Annotated in this window: 27 protein-coding genes; 26 read left to right on the top strand and 1 reads right to left on the bottom strand. The window is 64.8% G+C overall.

The genetic code is table 11. The features are described 5' to 3' along the window. Positions 1-167: 167 nt before the first annotated feature. The 26 genes from QP415_RS07125 to QP415_RS07000 all read left to right on the top strand — a co-directional run bounded on the left by QP415_RS07125 (position 168) and on the right by QP415_RS07000 (position 23,473). A complete protein-coding gene (locus QP415_RS07125; RefSeq protein ID WP_285099565.1) occupies positions 168-1,259 on the top strand; it encodes a DUF5129 domain-containing protein in 1,092 nt (363 codons plus the stop codon). A 184-nt stretch (positions 1,260-1,443) separates the two neighbouring features. Next, positions 1,444-3,018 (top strand): DUF5129 domain-containing protein, encoded by a 1,575-nt coding sequence (locus tag QP415_RS07120; protein ID WP_285099550.1) that lies wholly within the window; start codon positions 1,444-1,446, stop codon positions 3,016-3,018. A gap of 51 nt (positions 3,019-3,069) precedes the next feature. Next, entirely contained in the window at positions 3,070-4,269 is a 1,200-nt protein-coding gene (locus QP415_RS07115; protein ID WP_285099549.1) for a DUF5129 domain-containing protein, read from the top strand. Between the two features lie 259 nt (positions 4,270-4,528). Beyond that, positions 4,529-4,750: a 50S ribosomal protein L31 gene (rpmE, locus tag QP415_RS07110; RefSeq protein ID WP_016461171.1), complete on the top strand. Its 222-nt coding sequence runs from the start codon at positions 4,529-4,531 to the stop codon at positions 4,748-4,750. 94 nt (positions 4,751-4,844) lie between these two features. Further along, positions 4,845-5,939, top strand: coding sequence for a peptide chain release factor 1 (gene prfA, locus QP415_RS07105; RefSeq protein ID WP_016461170.1), 1,095 nt, complete (start codon positions 4,845-4,847; stop codon positions 5,937-5,939). A gap of 11 nt (positions 5,940-5,950) precedes the next feature. Next, on the top strand, positions 5,951-6,847 hold the full coding sequence (locus QP415_RS07100; RefSeq protein WP_285099548.1) for a N5-glutamine methyltransferase family protein: 897 nt from the start codon (positions 5,951-5,953) through the stop codon (positions 6,845-6,847). Then, the gene (locus tag QP415_RS07095) at positions 6,844-7,518 is read left to right on the top strand and encodes an L-threonylcarbamoyladenylate synthase (RefSeq protein ID WP_285099547.1); all 675 of its coding nucleotides are present in this window, start codon (positions 6,844-6,846) and stop codon (positions 7,516-7,518) included. The genes QP415_RS07100 and QP415_RS07095 overlap by 4 nt, the downstream gene beginning before the upstream one ends. Further along, positions 7,515-8,621: an MraY family glycosyltransferase gene (locus QP415_RS07090; protein ID WP_285099546.1), complete on the top strand. Its 1,107-nt coding sequence runs from the start codon at positions 7,515-7,517 to the stop codon at positions 8,619-8,621. The genes QP415_RS07095 and QP415_RS07090 overlap by 4 nt, the downstream gene beginning before the upstream one ends. Next, the gene (locus QP415_RS07085) at positions 8,618-8,911 is read left to right on the top strand and encodes a hypothetical protein (RefSeq protein ID WP_048776536.1); all 294 of its coding nucleotides are present in this window, start codon (positions 8,618-8,620) and stop codon (positions 8,909-8,911) included. Before QP415_RS07090 ends, QP415_RS07085 begins: the two co-directional genes overlap by 4 nt. An 83-nt stretch (positions 8,912-8,994) precedes the next feature. Further along, on the top strand, positions 8,995-9,885 hold the full coding sequence (atpB, locus tag QP415_RS07080) for a F0F1 ATP synthase subunit A (protein WP_193389154.1): 891 nt from the start codon (positions 8,995-8,997) through the stop codon (positions 9,883-9,885). Positions 9,886-9,926: 41 nt separating this feature from the next. After that, positions 9,927-10,136 (top strand): ATP synthase F0 subunit C, encoded by a 210-nt coding sequence (atpE, locus tag QP415_RS07075; protein WP_285099545.1) that lies wholly within the window; start codon positions 9,927-9,929, stop codon positions 10,134-10,136. Between the two features lie 5 nt (positions 10,137-10,141). After that, the gene (gene atpF / locus QP415_RS07070) at positions 10,142-10,702 is read left to right on the top strand and encodes a F0F1 ATP synthase subunit B (protein ID WP_021610561.1); all 561 of its coding nucleotides are present in this window, start codon (positions 10,142-10,144) and stop codon (positions 10,700-10,702) included. Continuing rightward, positions 10,699-11,517 (top strand): F0F1 ATP synthase subunit delta, encoded by an 819-nt coding sequence (locus QP415_RS07065; RefSeq protein WP_285099544.1) that lies wholly within the window; start codon positions 10,699-10,701, stop codon positions 11,515-11,517. The genes atpF and QP415_RS07065 overlap by 4 nt, the downstream gene beginning before the upstream one ends. 46 nt (positions 11,518-11,563) lie before the next feature. Beyond that, positions 11,564-13,201 (top strand): F0F1 ATP synthase subunit alpha, encoded by a 1,638-nt coding sequence (gene atpA, locus QP415_RS07060; protein WP_016461162.1) that lies wholly within the window; start codon positions 11,564-11,566, stop codon positions 13,199-13,201. 3 nt (positions 13,202-13,204) lie between these two features. After that, the gene (locus QP415_RS07055) at positions 13,205-14,134 is read left to right on the top strand and encodes a F0F1 ATP synthase subunit gamma (RefSeq protein ID WP_048674776.1); all 930 of its coding nucleotides are present in this window, start codon (positions 13,205-13,207) and stop codon (positions 14,132-14,134) included. A 25-nt stretch (positions 14,135-14,159) separates the two neighbouring features. Continuing rightward, positions 14,160-15,608 (top strand): F0F1 ATP synthase subunit beta, encoded by a 1,449-nt coding sequence (gene atpD / locus QP415_RS07050; protein ID WP_048674779.1) that lies wholly within the window; start codon positions 14,160-14,162, stop codon positions 15,606-15,608. Further along, positions 15,608-15,880 carry a F0F1 ATP synthase subunit epsilon gene (locus QP415_RS07045; RefSeq protein ID WP_048674782.1) on the top strand — a complete coding sequence of 91 codons (273 nt, stop codon included), beginning with the start codon at positions 15,608-15,610 and terminating at the stop codon, positions 15,878-15,880. Before atpD ends, QP415_RS07045 begins: the two co-directional genes overlap by 1 nt. A gap of 25 nt (positions 15,881-15,905) precedes the next feature. Then, positions 15,906-16,310: a DUF2550 family protein gene (locus QP415_RS07040; RefSeq protein WP_016461158.1), complete on the top strand. Its 405-nt coding sequence runs from the start codon at positions 15,906-15,908 to the stop codon at positions 16,308-16,310. Positions 16,311-16,332: 22 nt separating this feature from the next. Continuing rightward, the gene (gene nucS / locus QP415_RS07035) at positions 16,333-17,025 is read left to right on the top strand and encodes an endonuclease NucS (RefSeq protein WP_285099543.1); all 693 of its coding nucleotides are present in this window, start codon (positions 16,333-16,335) and stop codon (positions 17,023-17,025) included. Further along, on the top strand, positions 17,025-18,131 hold the full coding sequence (locus tag QP415_RS07030) for a DNA glycosylase AlkZ-like family protein (protein WP_285099542.1): 1,107 nt from the start codon (positions 17,025-17,027) through the stop codon (positions 18,129-18,131). Before nucS ends, QP415_RS07030 begins: the two co-directional genes overlap by 1 nt. Positions 18,132-18,157: 26 nt before the next feature. Next, a complete protein-coding gene (locus QP415_RS07025; protein ID WP_285099541.1) occupies positions 18,158-19,348 on the top strand; it encodes an N-acetylglucosamine-6-phosphate deacetylase in 1,191 nt (396 codons plus the stop codon). 50 nt (positions 19,349-19,398) lie between these two features. Continuing rightward, positions 19,399-19,641 carry a hypothetical protein gene (locus QP415_RS07020; protein WP_285099564.1) on the top strand — a complete coding sequence of 81 codons (243 nt, stop codon included), beginning with the start codon at positions 19,399-19,401 and terminating at the stop codon, positions 19,639-19,641. Positions 19,642-19,793: 152 nt separating this feature from the next. Next, positions 19,794-21,257: a hypothetical protein gene (locus QP415_RS07015; RefSeq protein WP_285099563.1), complete on the top strand. Its 1,464-nt coding sequence runs from the start codon at positions 19,794-19,796 to the stop codon at positions 21,255-21,257. After that, complete coding sequence (locus QP415_RS07010; protein ID WP_016461153.1) at positions 21,257-22,255, top strand: hypothetical protein; 999 nt, start codon at positions 21,257-21,259, stop codon at positions 22,253-22,255. Before QP415_RS07015 ends, QP415_RS07010 begins: the two co-directional genes overlap by 1 nt. Positions 22,256-22,354: 99 nt before the next feature. After that, positions 22,355-23,257, top strand: a complete 903-nt coding sequence (locus QP415_RS07005; protein WP_285099540.1) for a tetratricopeptide repeat protein — start codon at positions 22,355-22,357, stop codon at positions 23,255-23,257. 42 nt (positions 23,258-23,299) lie between these two features. Beyond that, entirely contained in the window at positions 23,300-23,473 is a 174-nt protein-coding gene (locus QP415_RS07000; RefSeq protein ID WP_048674800.1) for a hypothetical protein, read from the top strand. A gap of 105 nt (positions 23,474-23,578) precedes the next feature. On the opposite strand, the gene glgB is transcribed toward QP415_RS07000, so the two are convergent. Next, entirely contained in the window at positions 23,579-25,774 is a 2,196-nt protein-coding gene (gene glgB, locus QP415_RS06995; protein ID WP_285099539.1) for a 1,4-alpha-glucan branching protein GlgB, read from the bottom strand. Positions 25,775-25,839 lie beyond the last annotated feature (65 nt).

Below are 25,839 nucleotides of genomic sequence, written 5' to 3'. Positions count from 1 at the left end.
GGCGAGAGCCGCTCGCCCCGTTTTCTGTTGAGACGTACGTGCGAGTACCGGACAACTGATAAGGCCTGTGCCAGAATTGGCGCATGGTGAACATGACACCGAATGCGGCCAATTCGCGGGCGCCACGGGGTACCTCGCGCCGATCCTGGAGTGCTGCGCGCGGATTTCTGCGCCTCGTTATCGGTCTCTTTCTCTCGCTGACGGCTCCCCTTCAGCTGCTAATCGCGATCTACGAGCAGGCCCATCATGGGATGGGGGAGGCGGTTGACTGGCCGAATTGGACCGGCTGGGTTATGGCGCTGTGCGGAATCGGTGTGCTGTGGGGAGGGGTCAGTTGTCGGCGCTCGAGGCGTCGGAAAATGACGACGATCGCGCAGACGTGGGCATCCTTGGAACAGCAGCGGGCGCAGGTTGAGCGCGTGTTCTCCGCGCTCGTCGGCGCCGGGCACTACGAGAGCGGGCTCATGGCCCGCTATGAGTGTGCCCGAGCCGAACGCGTCAGGGTTGGCGCTCGAATCGAGGAGTACAGGTCGCCCGGTTTCTTCGCATCGCTCAGCGAGGCATCGGGAGGGGCAGAGGATGAGATCCTTGCGCAGATGGCCGGCCTGGCGGATGCGGATACCGCGATCATGGCGGCGCGCGACTTGTTTGACCTAGCGCCCGGCTGGCGCAATGTGTGGAACAACGAGATTGGCCCGATCATCGCAGACTTGGACGTCCTCGATGACGTCGCAGACAGCCTCGAAGCAATCTGCACGGATCCGCACATCCTGACGGACATTGAGGCGTTCCGAGAACATCTGGGGGATGACAAGGACACGGTGATCAGCCTGGGAGAACGCCTCGAGGGCAGGCAGCTCGGTCCTGCCCAGGCGCTGGAAGAACTCGACCGGATAGCCAACGAGGCGCGAGCGCGCACCGCCGAGCTCATCGAGGCGACTCTCGCCACCGATGCCTCGTCGCAGGGACGCGCACGCTACGCGCGGTGGAAGGGCACGGGAATCAGCCTGACCGCGGCTAACGCTGAGTACGACGGGGTCTACTGGAGCGAGGACGCAGACACTGACGTCGAGTACAATCCGGCAGCCACGATCCGACTGATTGCAAACTCCGCAGGCGTCGACCTGAACGGGCTGCCAGCACCGGCGACCGGTGTCCTGACGGCTGGCCGCGCATCCATCTATCTACTGCCGATGTATCTTGATCGATACGTGACTGGCGACGTGGATACGGCAGGCGACGGCTCATCCTCGGACTGAGTGGGTGGTGGGGGCCGGTTGCGCCGTTGCTGCGTCTCGAAAATGCTGGTGCCACCGTGCGTGAGCCTGACCGTCATGTCAGAGTGAAGGTATGACGTCTTCGACGAGCGATGCAATGAACTCAGATCCCACGAGCCAGAATTCCCGGAATACTCGGCTGGATGTACGCGGTCTCCTGCGTATCGTGCTGGGGGCTATTCTGGTCCTCTTCACGCCCGCTTGGTTGGCGGTGGCAGCATACGAATACTCGCAGCCGACCGCCTCGGCGACGAGCCTCGTCTCACCCGTTGTGGAGGTCCGCGACGAAACCAGCAGCTTCCAGAGCGTCGACGGCCGCCCGCTCAGCGTCGCCCTGGAGGGGATCGGCTTTCTGCGCCCCATCCACCTCGTCGTCTTGTCCACGGACAACCTGACTGATGATAACTTGGACGAGGCGACCCTGAAGTATGCGCGCGCGAAGCATCCCGAGTGGATTGCGCGCAACGGCTACAAATGGGCCGACGGCTACTTCATCCTCGCGGTGTCTCCCACGCACCGACAGGTCGGCACCTATTTCGGTGAAGATATTGCGCCGGTTCTGTCGATCCAGAGCGAGATTCAGGACGCCGCGAAGGATGATTTCCGCGAGGGGCGCTGGAGCCAAGGTGTGGTTGCGGCGGTCAGCACGGCGGCGTCCATCATGCCCAACGAGGCCGGGATGAGCCTGGAGAACCGGCCGGTGTGGCCCGACTGGAAGGGCGCGCTCGCCACCCTCGCGGGAATCGGCATTCTCGCGCGTGGAAACAGCCTGCACCGTAAGACGCGCGAGAACGCGAGCAAAGTGGCCGAGGAGTGGCAGGCTTTGGAGAGGCGCCGCGGTGAGGTCGAGCGCGCGTTCGTCGCTCTCCTCGAAGCCGGGGACTACACGAGCGGTCTGTCCGCGCGCTACGAATCTGCGCGCGCCGAATACGAGAGGGTTCGGGAGCGGATTGCGCAGACGCAATCGACGCATTTCCTGGGAACGCTGAGCGCGCAGGCGTCGGACGAGACGGATGAGATCCTTGAGGATCTACGCGCACTAGCGGACGCGGACCATGCGATCATGGCGGCAGGTGATTTCTTCGCGCTGAGGCCCGGCTGGCGCGCCATCTGGGACAACGAGGTTGGTCCGATCTTCGAGGATCTGCAAGCAGTCGATAACGTCGGGGTCACGGTGCGCGACCACGTGAAGAACCCCAAGGTGCACGGGGCCACCAAGTCGCTGTTCCAGTGGACGAATGAGCAACGTGCGCTGCTGCTCGGCCTCGGCACCCGTCTCGAGCGCGCCGAGGTCACCCCGGCTCAGGCTCTCGAAGAACTCGACCGAATCGCGAATGAGAGCCGCACGCGCCTGGCGGACGTGGTGACGAGTGCGCTAGCGCTCGATTCCTCGACGGAGGGGAGACTACGTTACGCGAGGTGGCAGAGCCCACCGACCGAACTCGTGAATGCAGCCGAGATGTTCTACAAAGGCTCCTACCTCAGCCAGGGAGCCACGCACGAGTACAACCCGGCGTCGACGATTCGACTGACCGCGAATTCCGCCGGTGTTAACCTCGCGGCATACCGGGCCAACACGTCGAGTCGTTTCAAAGACTACGACAGCTACATCTACGTGAGGCCCCTGTATCTCGACGAATATGTGATCTCTAGCGGCACTACCTCGTCGAGCACGTCGAGCGCGAACTACGGTTCCTCTTCGGGTGGTTTCTCGGGCTCCGGTTCCTCCTCGTCCTTCTGATGGACATCAAGGCGCCGAGCGGATGGGGACGAAGCATGCCAGAGTGGAGGCATGACATCCTTCGAGACAGGTGGGCTGGATAACGCTCCTGCGCGCCCGGGCATGTTCTGGCGATGCGCGCGCGGATTTCTGCGCATCCTGGCGGGCATGCTTCTGTTCCTTGTGACTCCCGCGTGGTTTGTGATCGCGTCCGCCGTGGATGTGCCGCAGATTCTTGCGTGGCCGGCATGGTACGCGTGGGTCACCTCGTTCATGGGTATCGTGCTCTGGGGGCGCGGATGGATGCTGCGCCGCCAGGCACGCGATAACCTCAGGCGGGCCTGCGACGAGTGGGAACCATTGGAGAAACGGCATCAGGACGTCGAGCGCAGCTGCGTTGCGCTCCTGGAATCTGGGCGCTACTACCGCGGGCTCGCCGCGCGCTGGGAGGCTGCTTGCGCCGAACGCGACAAGCTGCGCGCCCGGATCGCTTCGGGGTCGTCGGTTCCGTTCCTCGCTTCGCTGAGTGCGGCAACGGCACGGGAGATGGATGCGATCGTCGAGCATTTCCACGGTCTGATGGATGCGCACGTCGCGATGATGGCGGCTCGCGATCTCTTCGCGCTTGCTCCCAGCTGGCGCGGGATATGGGATAACGAGACAGGGGTGGTCTACGAGGACCTGACCGTCCTCGAGACCCTCACGGAAAGTGTCCAGCGGCGCAGTCGAGAGCCGATGGTTCTCAGCGCAGCGGCGTCCCTCGTGGCGTGGGTCAATGAGCAGCGCCTGGCTGTGCATGATCTAGCGGCGAGCATTGAACGTGCGCAGATGGACCCCGCCGAGGCGCTGACGCAGCTCGATCAGATCGCTGACGAGGCCAGAGTGCGCCTGGTGCGACTGATCGAGGTGGCTCTCGCAACCGACACGTCCACGATCGGGCAGAGGCGGTATAAGCGTTGGAGAAGGGGCGCGGGGGAGAAGCTGCGCACCAACGAGACCCTCTACCTGGGCGCGTACCGCATCTCCGGCATGACGTATACCTACAATCCCGCCCAGGCGATTCGCCTGACTGCAAACAGTGCGGGTATTGATTTCAAGGGTAGTGCGGCTCATTCCACCGCCCTGTTCACAGCGTTTAACGCCACCGTCTACGTGCCTCCCGCGTATCTTCATCGTTACCTTGTGTGGGATGGAACCTCGCGGTACGGATCATCGCGGGCGAACTACCTGACGTCCGCCGCGAACATCGGTCCGGACGGGCGGACACGCTAAGCGCGGTCCTGTGAGCCGACCTCGTGCTCACGGGGAGTCTGGGTGGCCATGCGTGTTGTGCGCCCATTGCGGATCTCACGTGTGCTGCTTCCTTTCTTCATTGAAGGGGAAGGGTGCGTGTGCGATAATGTCGTGTCGGCTTACCGGTTCACCGGCATGCCCCAGGCGCTTGTTGGCGCGCTGGAAGGTGAGTCCCCGCCAGATGCGGGGGACGCTGCATGTCCGGACCCGGGGCACCAAACGATCCAGGAGAAACTCCATGAAGAAGGGTATTCACCCCGAATACGTGGACACCGTCGTGACCTGCACGTGCGGCAACAAGTTCCACACCCGTTCCACCATCACCTCCGGTGAGATGCGCGTGGACGTGTGCTCGGCCTGCCACCCGTTCTACACGGGCAAGCAGAAGATCCTCGACACCGGCGGCCGCGTCGCCAAGTTCGAGGCTCGCTACGGCAAGCGCGTGCGCCCCTCGAAGTGAGGGTGAGCAGCTAGCTCAACGGCGGTGTCGTTGGCCTGATGGCCGACGGCGCCGCCGCTTTGTCAACTGTACGGATCGAAGGATGTGGTGAATAGTGGCTGCGACGGACGAGCTCGGCGCCCTTGGACCGCTGCTGGAGGAATACGAGCAGGTCGAGGCGCAGATGGCGGATCCCCAGACGTTGGCGGACCCGCAGCTGATGCGCCGCGTGGGACGCCGCTACGCTGAACTTGGTCGCGTGAAGGCCGCCGCAGATCGGCTCGCTGCTGCCTCGGGAGATCTTGAGGCTGCCCGTGAGCTCGCGGCCGAAGACCGGTCCTTCGCCGACGAGATTCCCGCCCTCGAAGAAGAGGAAACTGCTGCCCACGAGGCCCTCGTCAAGATCCTGGCCCCTCGTGATCCTGAGGACGCGATGGATGTCATTCTCGAGATCAAGGCCGGCGAGGGCGGCGAAGAGTCCGCGCTCTTCGCATCCGATCTGGCGCGCATGTACGGTCGCTACGCCGAGGCGCACGGTTGGAGTGTCACCGAGATGAGTGCGACCCATACGGAGCTCGGCGGCTTCAAAGACATCACCCTGGCGATCCGCGCGAAGGGCACGCCCGCCCCCGATGAGGGCGTGTGGGCTCACCTGAAGTATGAGGGCGGCGTGCACCGCGTGCAGCGCGTTCCCGTGACCGAGTCCCAGGGTCGCATCCACACGAGTGCCGTCGGCGTGTTCGTGATGCCGGAGATCGAGGACGACGAGGAGATCGTCATCGACCCGAACGACCTGCGTATCGACGTGTATCGGTCGAGCGGCCCCGGCGGGCAGTCGGTAAACACGACGGATTCGGCCGTTCGTATCACCCACTTGCCCTCCGGCATCGTCGTGTCGATGCAGAATGAGAAGTCGCAGCTGCAGAACAAAGAAGCCGCTCTGCGCGTGCTTGCATCGCGCCTGGCCGCGGAGGCGCGAGCGAAGAAAGAGGCCGAGGCCTCGGCTCAGCGCCTCTCCCAGGTGCGCACCGTGGACCGCTCGGAGCGTATCCGTACCTATAACTTCCCGGAGAACCGGATCGCGGATCATCGCACGGGCTTTAAGGCACACAACCTCGACGCGGTCCTGTCGGGCGCGCTCGATGCCGTTATCGCTTCGCTGCAGGAAGCTGATGAGGCCGAGCGTTTGGCCGCTGCCGCGCAGTCATGACGGGAGGCGACATGAGCGAATGGCCCTTGAACGAGGCCCGATCCTGGGCTCGGGAGCGCCTGAGCGCTGCCGGGATTGAATCCGTCGACGCGGACGTGCGCGAGCTGCTGGAGTGGGCGTGCGACGCCTCGTCCCAGTGGGACTTGCCGACGCAGTTGAACGAGGAACAGGCCGAGAAATTGCGCTCCGGGGTGGGGGAGCGGGCCCTGCGTATCCCGCTCCAGCACGTCACCGGTCGCATGTTCTTTCGCTCGCTCACGCTTCAGTCGGTGCCCGGCGTGTTCATCGTGCGTCCCGAGACCGAAGTTCTCGCCGGTCTCGCCATCGACGAGGCCGGGGCTATCGTGCGTGAGCGCGGAGAGGCGCGCGTGGTCGATTTGTGTACGGGATCGGGTGCCATCGCGTTCGCCGTCGCCCTGGAGGCAGCATGCACCGAGGTGTGGGCGGTTGAGAAGGAAGCGGATCCTTTCGCCCTGGCGTGTCGAAACCGGGATCTCGTCGGAGCGCGCAGCGTACATCTCGAGCGTGCAGATGCCACGGCGCGCGCAACCCTGTCCCACCTTGACGCGATGGTTGACGTCGTCGTGACGAACCCGCCCTACGTGCCGGCAGACGAGATGCCGACTCAGCCTGAGGCGAGCGCGGATCCTCACGTCGCCCTGTACGGCGGTAGCTCGGACGGTACGGCGATTCCCGTGCGTATCATTCGTCGCGCCCGAACCCTGCTACGTCCCGGCGGCACGCTGCTGATGGAGCATTCTCCGAGCCAGGATGCGGCGTTGCGCGACGCCGCTCGCTCAGCTGGATTTGTCGACGTGGAGACGTTGCCTGACCTGGTGGGACGCTCGCGCTTCCTGCGTGCTCGCGCGCCCCGTTCGACGAAGCCCACCGCAACCGTGACACAATGACAACGATGAGCACTGAGACGATCCTGCGCGCAGCCCCCTCACTGAGCGAGGCCGACCTGGCGCGCGCCCAGCAGGAACTGCGCGACGGGAACCTCCTCGTCGTTCCCACGGACACCGTGTACGGCATCGGAGCTGACGCCGCGAATCCCGAGGCCGTCGCCGCGGTGCTGGCCGCGAAAGGACGCGGACGGCAGATGCCACCCCCCGTTCTCGTTGCATCCGTCGAAGCGATCGACTCGCTGTGCGTCGATGTTCCCGATGCCGCCCGCACGCTCGCGCGTGCCTTCTGGCCCGGCGGACTCACACTCATTCTGCGAGCCCGCCCCGACCTCGGGTGGGATCTCGGTGAGACCGGCGGAACGATCGGCGTGCGCATGCCGAACCAAGGCGCGCTCCTGCGACTGCTGCGCGACTTCGGGCCCATGGCCGTGACGTCAGCGAACCTGACAGGGCAACCTCCGGCGACGTCCGTGGAGGCGGCCATCGGGTATTTCGGTGCACGCGTTGCCGCCTACCTTGACGGCGGACCCACCGAGGGATCCACGGCCTCGTCGATCGTGGACTTTGCCCACGACGCACCGCGCGCGTTGCGGCTGGGAACGATCTCGCTGGATGACCTGAGCGCTGGCGCCGGCGTCGCTATCGCACCCGTGCAGGGGAGCGCTTCGTGAAGGTCTACCTCCTGCTCGGTGCCATTGCGATGGCTCTGACGATTCTGCTCACCCCTGTCGTTCGCTGGACGTGTCTGCGCTTCAACATCCTGCCCCCTCTGCGCGGCCGCGACCTTCAAAAGACACCGATCCCGCGCCTGGGCGGTGTCGCCATGACCATCGCGTTGATCGTGACCATGCTGGTCGCCTCACGCATCCCCTACATGGCACCCCTGTTTACGACAACAGTCCCATGGGCCGTCATGGCCGGCGCCGCCGCCATGTGCATCCTCGGCATCATTGACGACATTATCGAATTGGACTGGATGGCTAAGCTCGGTGGCCAGGTGCTGATCGCCGGCGGTATGGCCTTCGGAGGCGTCCAACTCGCGTCCTTCCCGATCTTCGGTATCACGCTCGGTTCCTCGCGCCTGTGGCTCTTCGTCTCCGTCTTCTTCATCGTCGGCATCATGAACGCCGTCAACTTTATCGACGGTCTCGACGGCCTGGCAGCGGGCATGATTGCGATCGGCGCGGGATCTTTCTTCGTCTACTCCTACATCATCACCAGACTGATGGGAGCGGCTTCCTACGCGACGACTGCAAGCCTCATCGTGATCGCGTTGCTTGGCGTGTGCGCGGGCTTCCTCTGGTTTAACTTCCACCCTTCCTCGATCATGATGGGCGGGGGAGCGGAGACCATGGGACTCGTCCTGGCCGGCGCCGGCATCATTGTCACTGGCAAGATCGATCCGACGCTGCTGGGCCGCCAACAGATGATTGTGTCCGCGCTGCCCCTCATCCTGCCGCTGTCCGTCATTTTCATGCCGGTCCTCGACCTGGTCGTCACCTCGATCCGTCGCATGAGCCGTGGGAAAAGCCCATTCGTCGCAGACCGCTCGCACTTCCATGATCGCCTGCTCGTTGCTGGACACTCCCACCGCGGAGTTGTCGCGATCCTGTGGATGTGGACCGCCATCGTCTGCGTGCCGGCCGTCGGTCTCCTCGTCTTCGAATGGTGGAGCGTCGCCTTTGTTGCTGTTGTCGCGGCGGCGGTTGGCGTGGCCGTGACGACCCGAGAGTTTCCCAAGGAAGACACCGTCCACGAGGAGCTTTCCGCATGAGCTACCTGCTTGCCGTCCTCATGATCGTCATCATCTGTGTCGCGCAGTGGTTTTTCACCTCCCGCGCACTGCGTTCCCCCTCCCGTTTCATCGGATGGGTCAGTGGCGGGTACGCGGCGAAGATAGGACTTCTCGCTCTTGGCCTGTACGTCCCACGTGCTCTAGGAATCGACGTGCGCATCGGCGCGATCGGGACAATTGTTGCCATTATCGTTTCCTCGAGCGTGGAGATGGTCGTCATGATGCGCAAGCGGACGATGAACGTCGACGTACCGAACGACACTGAGTAACCCTTGCGCGCGCCGGGGACTCCCATCTCTGTGTAGAATGGGTAAAGTTGCTATGACAGCAGAGACAAGCCAATGGAGTTGAGATGAAGGAGGCACATTCAGTGTCCGATCACGCGCCTGCTCGCCGCACCGCGCCTAAGCCGCGCTGGTATTGGGTGAGCCTCGCGATCCTCCTCATCGTCATTGCCCTGACCGCCTACCCGGCGTTCACGCAGCACCCTCACCAGCCGGCTCTTGAGGACTTCTTCCCGACCGTGATCTTCGGTGAGGGAACATTCTTTGAATTCAACCGCCTGACGCTTGCCCGCGTCATTATGGGTCTGCTCGTGTGCGTGGTTCTCGTCCTCGTCGCGCGCAATTCCAAGCTGGTTCCGACCCGCGGACAGATGGCCGTCGAGGCCATCGCCGGCTACATCCGCGACAACGTCGCCCTCGACATGCTGGGTCCGAAGACGGGCCGCAAGTTCTCCGGCTTCATCGCTTTCCTCTTCTTCGGTGTCCTGTCCATGAACATCGCGGGCATCATCCCGGGCATCAACATCGCCGCCTCGTCGGTGGTCGCCGTTCCGATGTTCTTCGCTCTCATCACGTACGTCACCTTCATCGGTGCGGGCATCGGCAAGCAGGGAGTGGGCGGCTTCTTCGCATCCCAGCTCTTCCCGCCTGGGCTGCCCGTTCCGATGTACCTCCTGATCACGCCGATCGAGTTCCTGTCGAACTTCATTGTTCGCCCCGTCACGCTGACGCTGCGACTCCTGTGCAACATGATCTCCGGACATCTGCTGCTCGGCATGACCTACTTCGGGACGGCAATTCTGCTCCACGAACTCTCCGTCCTGTCTGCCGCCTCCGCGCTGACCGGTGCCGCCATGTTCGTGATGACCGGCTTCGAGGTCTTCGTGGCCTTCCTGCAGGCATACATCTTCACGATCCTGTCGACCGTGTACATCAAGCTTTCCGTCGAACATCACTGACCCCCAACGCCACCCGGCGTTACTAACAGAAGGAAACCACTATGGGAACCGCAGCATTCGCCTACATCGGCTACGGCCTCGCCACCCTGGGCCCCGGCCTCGGTATCGGCATCATGGTCGGCAAGAACCAGGAAGCGACCGCCCGTCAGCCCGAGGTTGCTGGCCGTCTCTTCACCAACATGATTATCGGCGCCGGCATGGTTGAGGCCCTCGGCCTCATCGGCTTCGTTATGCCGCTCATCGTTAAGTGATCGCCATGCACCAGATTGTCGCCGCTGCGGACCAGGAGGTCGGCGGCCTCGCCGTCATCCTGCCGCCGCTGTATGAGATTTTCTGGTCGGCTGTCGTTCTGCTTATCGTCCTGCTCCTCGTCGGACGCTACGCGCTGCCTCGCATCTACCAGACGATGGACGAGCGTGCTGCAAAGATTGAGGAGGGCCTCGGCGCCGCCGAGCAAGCGAAGGCCGATCAGGCTGCCGCTGCGCGCGAGCGCGAGGAGATCATTCGTGAGGCGCACGCGCAGGCGCACACCATCCGTGAGCGCGCCAACGACGAAGCGAAGGCCATTGTGGCGGCCGCCCGTCACGAGGCAACGAGCGAAGCTAACCGTATCGTCGAGGCCTCGCAGCGTCAGATCCTCGCTGAAAAGCAGGCCGCGCAGATCTCCCTGCGCTCCGAGGTGGGCCTTCTCGCCTCTGAGCTGGCAGAGAAGATCATTGGTGAGCAGCTTACCGACACGGCGCTGACCTCCCGCGTGGTTGATCGCTTCCTTGACGAGCTCGAGGCCGACTCCGCGCTGGTTGAGGAGAAGCGATGACACAGATGCGCACGATCGAGTCCGTCCCCTTTGCGAAGGATCTGGCGGCGGCGCTTGCCGTACCCGGTACCGACGCGATGCGGGTGGCCGAGGATTTTTTCGGTTTGGCCGACCTGTTCAAGGAGAACACTCGTCTCGCGCGTGCAGTGACCGACCCGGCGCGGTCGGTCGCAGATAAGCAGGGCCTGGTGTCCGACGCGTTCGGCTCCCACGTCACGCAGGCGACGATGTCCGTCGTCAACGGCGTTGTCGCGGACCACTGGCGCCATCCGGCCGACGTCGCCGACGCGCTTGAAGTGCTCGGCATTCTCGGTGTGCTCAATGCGGCGGGTTCCCACGGCGCCCTCGATCAGGTCCGTGAGGAGCTGTTCCAGGTTCGTTATTTCCTGGCGCACCACCGCGAGGTGCGTGTTCGTCTGTCGGATACGGCCAAGGGCAACTCCCATGAGCGTGGGGATATCGCCACCAAGCTCTTTGGTCAGCGGGTCAGCGTCTGGACGATGCGCCTGCTGCGCCGTGCGGTCGGTCGCTCGAACCACGGTCGTCTGCTCCACAACCTGCGCCGTTACGCCCAGTGGGCTGCCACCATGCAGGACCGACTCTTCGTCACGGTCGCTACGGCCGCGCCGATGAGCGACGCCCAGGTTGAGCGTCTGCGCGCCATCCTCTCGAAGCGCTACGGCACTGCCGTTGACCTGGCGATCTCGATTGATCCCGAGGTCATTGGTGGGTTCCGCCTGCGCGCGGGCATGAGCGCGATTGACGCCTCGCTGGCCACTCGTATCGCCGCTGCGCGTACCGCGATCGCCAGCTAGTACCTCTCATACACACACAATTTTCTTTTCTTAGTTAGGAATCCTCATGGCTGACCTCAGCATCTCCCCGGAGGAAATCCGCGGAGCACTGGACTCCTTTATGGAGTCCTACCGTCCGGCGGACGTGGCCACCGAAGAGGTGGGTCACGTCATCGAAACGGCCGATGGTATCGCGCACGTCGAGGGCCTGCCCGGCACCATGGCGAACGAGCTGCTGCGTTTCGAGGACGGGACGCTGGGCCTGGCCATGAACCTCGACCAGCGCGAGATCGGCGCCGTCGTCCTCGGTGACTTCGGCGGTATTGAAGAGGGCCAGGTCGTGCACCGCACGGGCGAAGTTCTCTCGGTCCCCGTCGGTGACGGCTACCTCGGCCGCACGGTCGACCCCCTCGGCCGCCCGATTGACGGCCTCGGTGATATCACGGACCTGGATGGGCGTCGTGCACTCGAACTGCAGGCCCCCGGCGTCATGGCACGTAAGAGCGTGCACGAGCCCCTCGCCACCGGCCTGAAGGCCATCGACTCGATGATCCCGGTTGGCCGTGGCCAGCGTCAGCTGATCATCGGCGACCGCAAGACCGGTAAGACGGCGATCGCGCTCGACACGATCCTTAACCAGCGCGACAACTGGAAGAGCGGCGACCCGAATAAGCAGGTTCGCTGCATCTACGTGGCGATCGGTCAGAAGGGTTCGACCATCGCCTCCGTGCGTTCCACGCTGGAGGATGCCGGCGCCATGGAGTACACGACCATCGTCGCCTCCCCGGCCTCGGATCCCGCAGGCTACAAGTACATGGCTCCCTACACGGGTTCCGCCATCGGCCAGCACTGGATGTACCAGGGCAAGCACGTCCTCATCGTCTTCGACGATCTGTCCAAGCAGGCCGAGGCCTACCGTGCGGTGTCGCTGCTGCTGCGTCGCCCGCCGGGCCGCGAAGCCTACCCCGGTGACGTCTTCTACTTGCACTCGCGTCTGCTCGAGCGTTGTGCAAAGCTTTCCGACGCCCTGGGTGGCGGTTCGATGACCGGCCTGCCGATCATCGAGACCAAGGCGAACGACGTGTCGGCCTACATTCCGACGAACGTTATTTCGATCACCGACGGCCAGATCTTCCTGCAGTCCGACCTGTTCAACTCGAACCAGCGTCCTGCCGTCGACGTGGGTATCTCCGTGTCCCGTGTCGGTGGTGCCGCCCAGCCCAAGGCGATGAAGAAGGTCGCCGGTACGCTCAAGCTGACGCTCGCGCAGTACCGCTCCATGGCCGCCTTCGCGATGTTCGCCTCCGACCTGGATGCGGCGACGCGCCGTCAGCTGACGCGTGGTGAACGCCTGATGGAGCTGCTCAAGCAGCCCCAGTCCACCCCGTACGCGATGGAGGATCAGGTTGCGTCGATTTGGATGGGCACCAAGGGCTACCTCGATGACATCGAGGTCGAGGACGTCCTGCGCTTCGAACGCGGCCTGCTCGACCACCTGCACGCGAACTCGACCGTGCTCGACACGATCGCGGCGACCGGCGACCTGACCTCCGAGACGGAGGAAGCGCTCAAGAACGCCGTCGAGGAGTTCCATCACCAGTGGATCAGCGCCGGGCGTGGCGCTGCAGACCTGGAGGATGGCGAGGTCGTGGCTGAGCGCACCCGCGAGGAGATCTCGCGCGGTCGCACGAACGAGAAGGCCTAAGCGATGGGCGGACAGCAGAGGATCTACAAGCAGCGTATCGCCTCGACGACGACGCTCGCGAAGGTCTTCCGCGCCATGGAGATGATCGCTGCGTCTCGCATTGGTGCGGCGCGGCGCGCTGCCACTGAGGCGGGGCCCTACGAGAAGGCCCTGACCCAGGCGGTCGCGGCGGTTGCGGTCCACACGGATCTCGACCACCCGCTGACCGAGGAACGTGAGGACACGAGTCGTGTCGCCGTCCTGGTTGTGGCATCGGATCGCGGTATGGCCGGAGCCTACTCAGCGACCATCCTGCGTGAGTCGGAGAAGCTGATCGCGGACCTGCGTGAGGATGGCTACGAGCCCGTTCTCTATACCTTTGGACGCAGGGCGTCGGCGTACTTCCGCTTCCGCGGTGTCACCATTGAGCGGGAGTGGGAAGGCGAGTCTGACTCGCCCTCTCCCGACACTGCACGCGAGATGGCGCAGGTGCTGCTCGAGCGCTTCATGGACCCCGATCCTGACACGGGCGTCGGTGCGCTGCACCTCGTCTACACGCGTTTCAAGACCGTCATGAGCCAGGTGCCCGAAGTGCGCCAGATGCTCCCGCTGACGGTTGTGGATGCCCCCGAATCGGACGAGGAACGCACGACTGAGCGCGGCTTCGCGGACGACCCTGCATCGGCTCAGCCCGAGTACGAGTTCATTCCGTCGGCCCAGGCCGTGCTCGATACGCTCCTGCCTCTTTACGTGGAGGCGCGCATCCACAACGTGCTGCTCCAGTCCGCAGCGTCCGAGCTCGCATCGCGTCAACGCGCCATGCATACGGCGACGGACAACGCGCAGGAACTCATCACCAAGTACACGCGTCTGGCGAACTCGGCCCGCCAGGCGGAAATCACCCAGGAAATTACCGAAATCGTGGGCGGGGCCGACGCTCTGGGCGCGAGCTAAGCCCTTCGAGACACGGAGTAACACTATGACTGATACCCAAGCAATTGCCGAGGGACGCGTCGCCCGCGTCGTCGGCCCTGTCGTCGACGTTGAGTTTCCCCCGGACCGCATCCCGCCGCTGTACAACGCGCTGACCGTCGAGGTGAACCTTGCCGGTCAGGGTGAGGGTGAGTCGTCCTTCACGATGACGCTTGAGGTTGCCCAGCACCTGGGCGATAACCTCGTGCGTACGATCGCGCTGAAGCCGACCGACGGCCTCGTTCGTGGTGCACCCGTTACGGACACCGGTGCACCGATCTCCGTCCCCGTCGGTGATGTCACCAAGGGCCACGTGTTCAACGTGACCGGCGATGTCCTCAACCTCGAAGAGGGCGAGACCCTTGACGTCAAGGAGCGTTGGCCGATCCACCGCCAGCCCCCGGCCTTCGATCAGCTCGAGGCGCGCACCAAGATGTTCGAGACCGGCATCAAGGTCATCGACCTGCTGACCCCCTACGTGCAGGGTGGCAAGATCGGCCTCTTCGGTGGCGCGGGCGTCGGCAAGACCGTCCTCATCCAGGAGATGATTCAGCGCGTGGCTCAGGACCACGGCGGCGTCTCCGTGTTCGCCGGCGTCGGCGAGCGCACCCGTGAAGGCAACGATCTGATCGGCGAAATGGAAGAGGCGGGCGTCTTTGATAAGACCGCCCTCGTCTTCGGGCAGATGGACGAGCCGCCGGGCACGCGTCTGCGCATCGCCCTGACGGGCCTGACCATGGCGGAGTACTTCCGCGATGTTCAGCACCAGGACGTCCTGCTGTTCATCGACAACATCTTCCGTTTCACCCAGGCGGGTTCCGAGGTCTCCACGCTGCTGGGCCGCATGCCCTCCGCCGTGGGTTACCAGCCCAACCTGGCCGATGAGATGGGTCTGCTTCAGGAGCGCATCACCTCGGCTGGCGGCCACTCGATCACCTCGCTGCAGGCGATCTACGTTCCCGCCGACGACTACACCGACCCGGCTCCGGCGACGACCTTCGCTCACCTGGACGCGACGACCGAGCTCTCCCGCGAGATTGCGGCCAAGGGTATTTACCCCGCCGTGGATCCGCTGGCCTCGACCTCGCGTATCCTCGACCCGGCCCTCGTGGGCCGCGAGCACTACGACGTCGCCACGCACGTCAAGGCTATTCTGCAGAAGAACAAGGAGCTGCAGGACATCATCGCCATCCTCGGTGTCGACGAGCTGAGCGAGGACGACAAGGTGACGGTCGCGCGTGCGCGCCGCATTGAGCAGTTCCTCTCGCAGAACATGTACATGGCTGAGAAGTTCACGGGCGTGCCCGGCTCGACCGTGCCGCTGTCGGAGACCATCGAGGCGTTCAAGCGCATTGCCGAGGGCCACTACGACGATGTTCCGGAGCAGGCCTTCTACAACTGCGGTGGCATCGACGACCTGGAGCGTAACGCTCACGAGCTGGCCAAGGAAGCCTGATGGCATCGGGTAAGTCCTTGCAGGTCGAGGTCGTCTCCCACGAGGGACGACTGTGGCACGGTGCGGCGCTCTCTGTTCAGGTGCCGACGGTGGATGGAAGCCTGGGCGTTCTGCCCGGCCGCCAGCCGCTGCTTGCCCAGATGGGCGAGGGTACCGTGACGGTGACGTGCGCGTCCGAGGTCATGTCTTTCGAGGTCAGTGGGGGATTCGCCTCAGTCGACTCGGATTTCGTCACGGTTGTGGCTGATCACGCTACAGTGACAGAACAGTAATTCGACGCTACGCGAGGAGGACCTCATGAGCCTGATGATGATCGTGATCTGGTGTGTGGTTCTCCTCGCGTGTGTCGGGGCGATCCTGTGGGCGTACATGAATGTGCGCGCCCGCAGGATCGTTTCGCGTTTGGGGGCGTTTCGGTGTTGGTCGCGTCCGGACGTACATGCGGGGTGGACGGCTGGTATCGGCGTGTACGGCGTCGAGGAACTGTCCTGGTACCGCCTCGTGGGACTGAGCTTCAAGCCGGTCTATTCGATCCCGCGTCGGGGCATGGAGGTCTCGGCTCCGATTGCGCACTCGGCTGACGGTTCAGTGGTCGAGGTGCGCCTGGCGTATGGTGAGCATCGTTACGAGGTTGCCGTGGAACGCCTGACATATAACGGATTGGTCTCCTGGGTGGAGTCCGGTCCTCCGCGCCTCGTGTGAGCAAGGTTGGTAAGCTCGCGGGGTGCGTATTGTTATTGCTTCCTGCACCGTTGATTACTCCGGTCGGCTGAGCGCCCACCTGGATCCGGCTAAGCGCGTCATCATGCTCAAGGGTGACGGGTCGGTGCTCATCCACTCCGAGGGCGGCTCATACAAGCCGCTGAACTGGATGACGGCGCCGTGTACGGTCTCCATGGGCGAGCCCGGCGACGACGAAGAAGGCGTCGAGCAGGTCTGGACGGTTCAGGCCGATAAGACCGATGACAAGCTCATCATTCGTATCCACGAGATTATCGCGGACGTGACCGAGGACCTGGGCGTCGACCCGGGCCTCGTCAAGGACGGTGTGGAGGCGCACCTGCAGGAGCTTCTTGCGGAGCAGGTGCCCCAGATTCTTGGTGAGGGCTGGGAGCTGGTGCGCCGCGAGTTTCCCACCCCCGTGGGCCCGGTGGACCTGATGGTGCGCGACGCGGATGGCAACCACGTGGCGATCGAGGTCAAGCGCCGCGGTGGTATTGACGGTGTCGAACAGCTCACGCGCTACCTGTCGCTGCTGGGGCGCGATGCGCTCCTCGGCGATGTGACCGGTATTTTCGCAGCCCAGGAGATCACGAAGCAGGCGCGCACCCTGGCGCAGGACCGTGGGATTCGCTGCGTGGTCCTCGACTACGACGCGATGCGCGGGGTGGATGACCCCGAGTCTCGCCTGTTCTGATGACGTTGTCCCGGCGCGTGAGCCTTGGGCGAATTGTCGCCCAGGGTCTCGTCTCAGCGACCGCGGCGCGCTCGCCGCTGGATGCCGTGGAGAATCTCCTGGCGCTGCAAGGCCAGCAGGCGAGCGCGATCCCGTGGGCGATCGGCGTGCGCTGCGTGGGCGTGCCACGGGCACAGATCAGTGCCGCGTTCGACTCGGGTGCCCTCGTTCGGTCGTGGCCGATGCGCGGGACCGCGCACGTGACGAGCGGGCGCGACCACCACTGGCTGCGGCGCCTGCTGCGCCATCGGCGTGCAGCGTGGGAACGTCAGGCGTCTTCTCTGGGCCTGTCGGATGCGATCGTCGACCGCGCGGCTCAGGTCGCGTGTGACCTGCTGGAGAACTCGCCCGGGGGAGTGAGCCGCGTTGAGCTCGTCGAGGCGTGGGAGAACAGCGGCATTGACACTGTGACGGCGTCGTCCTCACAGGCGGGTCTGCGGCGCCGCCATCTCGTCATGCGCCTGCACCTGGACGGGGTGCTCGCCGGAGGTCCTCTGCGCGCGGGGGAGCATCTCATGGTTGATGCGCGAGGGCTGCCTGGTGCACCGGGCGTCGCGCAGGGGGAAAGCGGGCACGACGAAGCCCTCGCGGTTTTGGCCGCGCGTTACGCTTGGGGGCACGGTCCTATTGACGAGGCCGACCTGGCCAGGTGGACCGGGTTGACTCTCACACAGGCACGTCGGGCGATGGCCGGGGCGCGCGAGGCGGGGAGCAGCATCGGCTTGCCCATCGCGGAGTTTGAAGGTGGCCTGGCTCGCGCTGACCTCGCTGACCTTGTGGAAGCCTCCAGCGATGAGGCCGAGGCGATGCTCGCGCTGCCCTCATTTGACGAGTTGCATGTCGGCTATAAGGACCGTTCCTGTCTGACGGACCAGGCGGGCGAGGCTTTGATCTGCCCGGCGAAGAACGGGATGTTTCGTCCGATTGCGGTTGCAGGTGGACGCTTGGTTGCCGTGCGCGCCCCCGGCAGCCAGGTTGTGAGCGCCGACGGCTGCGGGACCTATGAGGAATCGGCGCGACGGGCGTTCGGCGACTGGGAGAAATGGTTGTCCGAGACACAGCGCTAAAGTGTCATGTGTGCCACAATGTGTGTATGACTATTTCTGTGCTGCGTGGCCGCCTTGTTCTGGAGGATACCGTCGTTGAGGACGGAATCATCGAGTTCGACGGCGCGACTATTACCCGTGTGTGTCCCGTTTCCGACTATGAGGGCGAGGTGCCTGAGGCCAGCGATTCGACCTACCTTCCCGGCCTCGTCGATGTTCACTGCCACGGTGGCGGTGGAGAGTCCTTCCCCAATGCTGAGACTGAAGAGGCGGCCCTCGTGGCTGTCCTCGAGCATCGTCGTCATGGGACGACCTCGCTCGTTGCGTCGTGCGTGACCGCTTCCGCTGAGGTGCTGCGAGCGCGCGCGAAGACCCTGGCTGAGCTGGCCAAGGCTGACGAGCTCGCCGGCATCCACTTTGAGGGGCCGTTCGTTTCTCATGAGCGCTGCGGTGCGCAGGATCCGACCTACATCGTTGATCCCGACGCGGACCTGACTCGCACGCTGATTGATGATTGCCAGGGCTACGCGCTGTCGATGACGCTGGCCCCTGAGAAGCCCAATGCCTACGGTCCCGGTTCGGTTGCCGAGGCCCTTATCGATGGGGGAGCGGTACCTTCCTGGGGCCACACGGATTCCAACTCGGTGAAGGCGCGCGAGGCTCTGGCCTACTCGCGTGAGCATTTCGCGCAGACGGAGACCAAGCGAGGCCCCCGTGCGACGATCACCCACCTGTTCAACGGCATGCGCCCGCTGCACCACCGCGACACCGGCCCGATCGCCGAATTCCTCTCGGACGCTGCGCGCGGCGGCGCCGTCGCCGAGCTGATCTGCGACTCCATCCACGTCGATCCCACGCTCGTGCGTGACGTGTACGAGCTGGTCGGCCGCGAGCACGTCGTCCTCATTACCGACGCGATGGCGGCCGCTGGAATGGCCGATGGCGAGTACACGCTCGGCCCCCAGGACGTCATCGTCAAGGATGGAGTTGCCCGCCTGGCTCAGGGCAATGCCATTGCCGGAGGAACGGCCCACCTGATGGACTGCGTGCGCGTTGCCGTCACCAAGGGTGGGATCCCGCTTGTCGACGCCGTGTACATGGCCTCCGTGCAGGGTGCCACGATCCTGGGTGACGACACGATTGGGTCTCTCGCAGTCGGAAAGAAGGCTGACATCGTCGAGGTCGATGACGACCTCACCGTGCGCCGCGTCTGGCGACGTGGCACTGTGGTTGCGTGAGAGGCAAACGAAGCAAGAAACGACCGTGGGGCGAGGCGCGTCCATTGCAGATGGAGCGCCTCGCCTCCGTGCCGCGTACGGAGCGAGGACCGGACGGGCTGGACTATCAGGTGCGTCGTCTTCCCAGCGCGGCCAAGGAATATACCTGCCCGGCTTGCCTGCGTCCGATTCCGCAGGGCAGCGCCCACATCGTTGCGTGGCCTGAAGAGGCACCTTTTGGCCTCCCTCAGGGTGTTGACGGTCGCCGTCACTGGCACTCGGAGTGTTGGCGTCGTGGCCTGCGACCGCTGTGACGTGCGGATGTGATGTATCACTGCCCGGGGTGCGGATTCGGCCATGCTCGCGGTGAGCACGTAAAGTGGGGACTGAAGAATGCCCGCAGTGTGGGCATTGGACGTGAGGAGCAACCGTGGAACTCTTTAAGCGATACATGGCGGCATCGTCAATGGGCGTTGTCGCTCTTGTATGCGTGCTCGTCGGGCTGCTCGGCGTGACCGTGCTGCGGCCGCCGACGCATCAGGTGTCGTCCGTTGAATCTGCGACGGATCTGATCATGACCCGCGGCAACGTGCTGTCGATCGTGAAGGATGACGTGACGGTCACCGCGACGTCGAAGTCCGGCGCCCCCGTGACTCTGAGCATTGGCACGACGCAGGATGTGAAGGGCTGGATCGGCGATGCGGCCTACACCGAGGTCATCGGCGTCGAGTCGGATCGCACGAAGCTCAAGGCTGAGTCTCACGCTGCGGTCGCCTCTGGTCAAACTGTCCCCGCAGCTCCTTCCACGCCCGCTCAGTCGGGCGCTCAGTCCGGTGTCCAGTCGGGTGCCCAGCCCCTCGCCGATCCGACTTCCGCCGACCTGGTGGCGCAGCTGGCTTCGTCCGATATGTGGTTCAAGCAGGCCAGCGGTCAGGGGACCGTCAGCCTGGATCTGGAGAACGTTCCGTCCGGTCGTTCCGCTCTGGCTGCCTCCGCGGCCGGTCCGGGCGACCTCACGCTGACCCTGACGTGGCAGGTCGAACAGACCAACACCCTGGCAATCATCGCTTTCCTGGCTGCCTGTGTCTTCGCGCTGATCGCTCTCGCGCTGTTCCTCACGCGCTGGCAGCTCCTGCGTTTGCGCAAGATCCGCGAGGCCCGCATCGAAGAGCGCCGTAAGGCGGATTCCCTGGAGACATCGTCGATTAACTCCGCGGCTGTCGCGGAGCGTATCGCCGCCGCCCGTGACTCGTCCCCGGCACCTGCTCCCGTCCAGGCTCCCGTCAAGGACGCCGAGGCCGTCAATGAGGCCGATTCCTCGAAGGATTTAGCTGGTTCCGCTCCCGATGAGAAGCAGGCCGAGGAGAAGGCGCAGTGGGGTGCGGCCGCGTACACGCCGACTGGCGAGGAACCCGCAGGTGATACCCCGGTCGAAGAGCAGCCCGCGCAGGGCACACCCCTCGTTGACGAGCGCTCTCAGGACGCCAGCAGTGCCGCCGAAGAGAGTGCGCCTGCCGTCGAAGAAAACACCGGCAAGCCCGCAGCCGAGTCGGCGCCCCAGGACGAGTACGTTCCCGACCCGCTCACGGACACCTTCGAGCGTCGCGGACGCCACGGCCTCGACAATGGGCCGATCGATCAGGATCCGCCCGAGCGCGCCACGACCGATACCGGCGTCATCGACCTGTCCGGTATTCGTGGCGGTCGCACGCTTCCCTCGCGTCGCGCGCTGCGTGAGGCCCGCAACAACGGTGAGCAGACGGTCGTCGTTGACGGCCAGGAATTCAACACGGGCCTGATTCCGGTCACGCGTCCTCGCACGGCCGAACCTGCCGCTCCGACCTCGGCGCCTGATGACGATGCGTCGAAGACCGGCGGCTGGACCTCGATCATGTCCGGTTGGCTCAAAGACCGCGAGGAAGGCAAGTGATGAAGAGACGGACCGCAGCGGTAGCGACCGCCGCCCTCCTGATGGCATCGACGCTCGGGCTGAGCGCATGCTCCAACGAGATCGTCGCCCAGTCGGGCGAGGAGACGCAGAGCGCCGCGAACCTGGATCTCGAGCGCATCTCCTCCGTCCTCGACGCGACGGGCAGCGCCATGACGACCGCAGACGCGTCGCTGAACGCACAGGATCTGTCGGGCCGCGTTTCCCAGGGGGCGCTGGCCTACCGCACCGCTCAGTACGCGCTGGCCACGGCCTCGGGCCAGGCCCCGCAGGCCCTGGACTTTACCCCGGCGTCCCTGGCGATCACGAACTCCGATTCGTGGCCGCGCGCGATCTTTAACATCTCCGCGTCCTCCACGACGGCACTGCCCGTCCTGCAGGTGTACGTGCAGGACTCGGCGCGCTCGGACTACCAGCTGACGAACTACGCGCGACTGCTCGGCGGCACCCAGCTGACGCTGCCGCCCGTCGGCACTGGCTCGGCTTACGTGACCGGCGACTCCGAGGGATTCGTCGTGAGTCCGCAGGCCGCTCTGTCGCAGTACATTACGATGCTCAACTCGGGCAGCCAGGATACGTCGCAGTTCCCCGCGGACGACTTCACGAAGACCTACTTGACGGGCATCAGCGACCTGAACTCGTCGGTGAGCGCCGCAGGCTCCGTGACTGCCGCGGCGACCGCGACGGACTACCCGATCTCGGGACTGGTCCTGCAGGATGGTTCGGCTCTCGTCGCCGCCAACTTCAAGTACACCCTGACCTACCAGCGCACCGTCGCAGGCGCGACGATGAACCTGGGTGGAAAGACCGCGACGATGAGCCCTGGTGGCACGACGGTGGAGGGGACGGCAACCGCGGATTACCTGGCGACCGTCCTCATGCGCATCCCTTCGAAGACTGCCGGTGGAACCCCTCAGGTCGTCGGCGGCGAGTACACGATCGTGTCCGTGGCGCTGGATCCTTCCTCCAGCCCGGGCTGATTTTCACCCACAGCGCACATGTCGTCCCCGTGTCTTTGAGTCGCGGGGACGACGCATATCATCGTTGATAGAAACACTTCAGCCACGAAGAGGACCATCATGACCACGCCTGACCCCCGTCCCGCATCCGAGGCGACGCCCATGCCCGCAGACTCGCACGGAGCCGTCGACCTCTCGGCCCGCCAGAGCACTCCTGGCGCCGCGCAGGAGAGCGCTCCGGCAGCGGGGGAGGGCCTGCACATCCCGCTCATCACCACCACGGACGAGGAGAACTTCCAGGACGTCATGTCCACCTCGCAGGCCGTGCCGGTTATCATGGTCATGTGGTCGCCGCGTTCGCTCGAGTCCAAGCCCACCCTGGCCATGCTCGAAGAGATCGCGCGTGAGAACGGGGGGAAGTTCCAGCTGGTCGAGGTTGATATCGACAAGGCTCCCGCGATCGCTCAGGCCTTCCAGATTCAGGGCGTGCCCACGGTGGTCGCTCTCGTGGGTGGGCGTCCCGTTCCGCTGTTCCAGGGCGGCGCAGCGAAGGAGCAGGTGCTCCCCGTCATTTCGCAGGTCCTCGAGGCTGCGACGCAGATGGGCATCACGGCGCGCATCGCCGTGGCCGCCGAAGATACGGTCGCTCCTACTCCGCCCGAGCACGAGGCCCCGCTGGCCGCCGAGGCCGCCGGTAACCTCGACGAGGCCATCGCGGGTTGGGAGAAAGTTATCGAGCTGAATCCGCGCGACGAGGATGCGAAGTCTCACCTGTCGCGCGTGCGCCTGGCCGCCCGCAGTGCCACAGCCGATACCACTGACCCCGCGGCCCGTGCGGATGCGCTGTTCGCCGCGGGCGATGCTTCCGGTGCCTTTGACGTGCTGCTTGACCTGCTGGCCGCCTCCACGGATACCGAGGAGCGCGACGCGCTGCGCCTGCGTCTCCTGGACCTCTTCCGTGTCGCGGGATCGACGCCCGAGGTTTCCAAGGCACGTACGCGCCTGGCGATGCTCCTCATGTGATACTGTGCGTTCATACGCACTGTCGCGGAAGGGGCCATCGTCATGCCTGCATGGATCATCGTCGTTCTCGTGTTCATCTCCGTCGTCGTGTGGTACGGATGGCATTCGACGCACAACGAGCTGACGAAGAAAATCGACCGGGAGTCCGACCCGGAGGCTCGACGCGAACTGATCAAGCTGCAGGGGCAGATAGACCGGGGCAGGGCGGGCTTCTAAGGACCGCCCGCGTACACCGCCGCGCGCCGCATCCGCAACGAGCAGATAACGAACGAGGCCGGAGCAGGAAACCCTGCCCCGGCCTCGCCGTATCAACCTATGGCGTCAGCGCACCTGCGAGGCGGGCACCAGCCACACGGCACCCAGCGGCGGCACGCGCAGCGACGCGGAGACCGGACGGCAGTTCCACGGGGTGTCCTCGGCGATGATGGTACCGACGTTGACGACGCCCGAGCCGCCGAACTCCTCCGCATCCGTGTTGAGGATCTCGACCCACTCGCCGCCAAACGGCAGACCCACGCGGTAGCCCTCGTGCGGGTTGCCGGCGAAGTTCGAGATGCACACGACGACCTCGCGGTTACCCGCATCGTCCGATCCCTTACGCAGGTAGGAGATCAGGTTGTGGTCGCCGTCCGATGCATCGATCCACTCGAAGCCCGTGTAGTCGTCGTCCCACATGGCGGGGGAGGAGGCGTAGATCGCGTTGAGGCGCTCCACGAGAGCCGCGACGCCTGCGTGACCCTCCTGGTCCAGCAGCCACCAGTCGAGGGAGTAGGACTCGTTCCACTCCTGCTCCTGGCCGATCTCCTGGCCCATGAAGATGAGCTGCTTGCCCGGGTGGCTCCACTGGTAGGCGAAGAGCGAACGCAGGCCCGCCAGGCGCTGCCACTTGTCGCCGGGCATCTTCGAGATCAGCGATCCCTTGCCGTGCACGACCTCGTCGTGCGACAGGGGCAGCACGTAGTTCTCGGAGAAGGCGTACACCAGGGAGAACGTGAGTTCGCCGTGATGCCAGCGGCGGTTAACCGGATCCTCGCTCAGGTAGCGCAGGGTGTCGTTCATCCAGCCCATGTTCCACTTCATGCCGTAGCCGAGGCCACCGCCCGAGGTCGGGGCGGTCACGCCGGGCCACGCCGTGGACTCTTCGGCGATCATGACGATGCCGGGGTGACGACGGTACGCGGTCGCGTTGGCTTCCTGGATGAACTCGATGGCCTCCAGATTCTCGCGGCCACCGTACTGGTTGGGACGCCACTGGCCGTCCTTGCGCGAGTAGTCCAGGTACAGCATCGAGGCCACAGCGTCGACGCGCAGGCCGTCGATGTGGAAGTCTTCGAGCCAGTACAGGGCGTTGGCGACCAGGAAGTTACGCACCTCGCGGCGACCAAAGTTGAAGACGTAGGTGCCCCAGTCGGGGTGCTCGCCGCGCAGCGGGTCCGGATCCTCGTACAGCGGGGTGCCGTCGAAGCGGGCCAGCGCGAAGTCGTCCTTCGGGAAGTGGGCGGGAACCCAGTCGAGGATGACGCCGATGCCCGCGCGGTGGAAGGCGTCCACGAGGTAGCGGAAGTCATCCGGGGTGCCGTAGCGCGAGGTGGGGGCGTAGTAGGAGGTCACCTGGTAGCCCCACGAGCCACCGAAGGGGTGCTCGGCGAGCGGCATGAACTCTACGTGCGTGAAGCCCATCTGCTTGACGTAGGGGACCAGCTCGTCGGCCAGCTCACGGTAGCCCAGGCCCTGGCGCCACGAGCCCGCGTGGACCTCGTAAATCGACATGGGGCCGGTGTGGACGTTGCGGTCCTTGCGGGTGGACATCCACTCCTGGTCGGTCCACTCGTGGAAGTAGTCGGTCACGACCGAGGCGGTGGCCGGGGGGATCTCGGTGGCGCGGGCCAACGGGTCGGCCTTCTGGAACCAGTTGCCGCCGGGGCCCTGGATTTCGAACTTGTAGCGCGCACCCACGCCGACCTCGGGGACGAAGATCTCCCACACGCCGGAAGAACCCAGCGAACGCATGGAGGTCTGCGTGCCGTCCCAGTAGTTGAATTCGCCGACGACGCGCACGGCGCGGGCGTTGGGGGCCCACACGGCAAAGGCGGTACCGGTGGTCTCGCCGAGCTCGTCGGTGTAGGTCTTCACGTGCGCGCCCAGGACGTTCCAGAGGTTCTCGTGGCGACCCTCAGAAATCAGGTAGGTGTCCATCTCGCCCAGGGTCGGCAGGTACCGGTAGGGATCATCGCGCACGATGGTGTCGTCGCCGTAGGTGACGGACACGCGGTAGGCGGGGATCTCCTTATCGGGCAGGGCAGCAACCCAGATGCCGCCGCGCTCGTGGGAAGCAGCGTAGGCGCCCGTCGGCGTGATGATGTCGACCGCGTCGGCCAGGTGCGCGACGACGCGGATGGTGACGCCGTCGTCGCCAAGGTGGGCGCCCAGCACGGAGTGGGGCGAGTAGTAGGAGCCTGAGGCAACGGCGTCGAGGATGTCGTCATTGACCGGGATCGGCGTAAGTTCGCAGCTCATGGATTTTCCTTACTCCAGATGGGTGAACCGCTCAGTTCACTGGTGTTGATAAGTCTAGCGTCTGA

This window comes from Pauljensenia sp. UMB3104 (assembly GCF_030217285.1).
Taxonomy (GTDB): Bacteria; Actinomycetota; Actinomycetes; order Actinomycetales; family Actinomycetaceae; genus Pauljensenia.
Note: the sequence above shows the minus strand (reverse complement) of the source record. Positions and strands in the feature narration are given on the sequence as shown.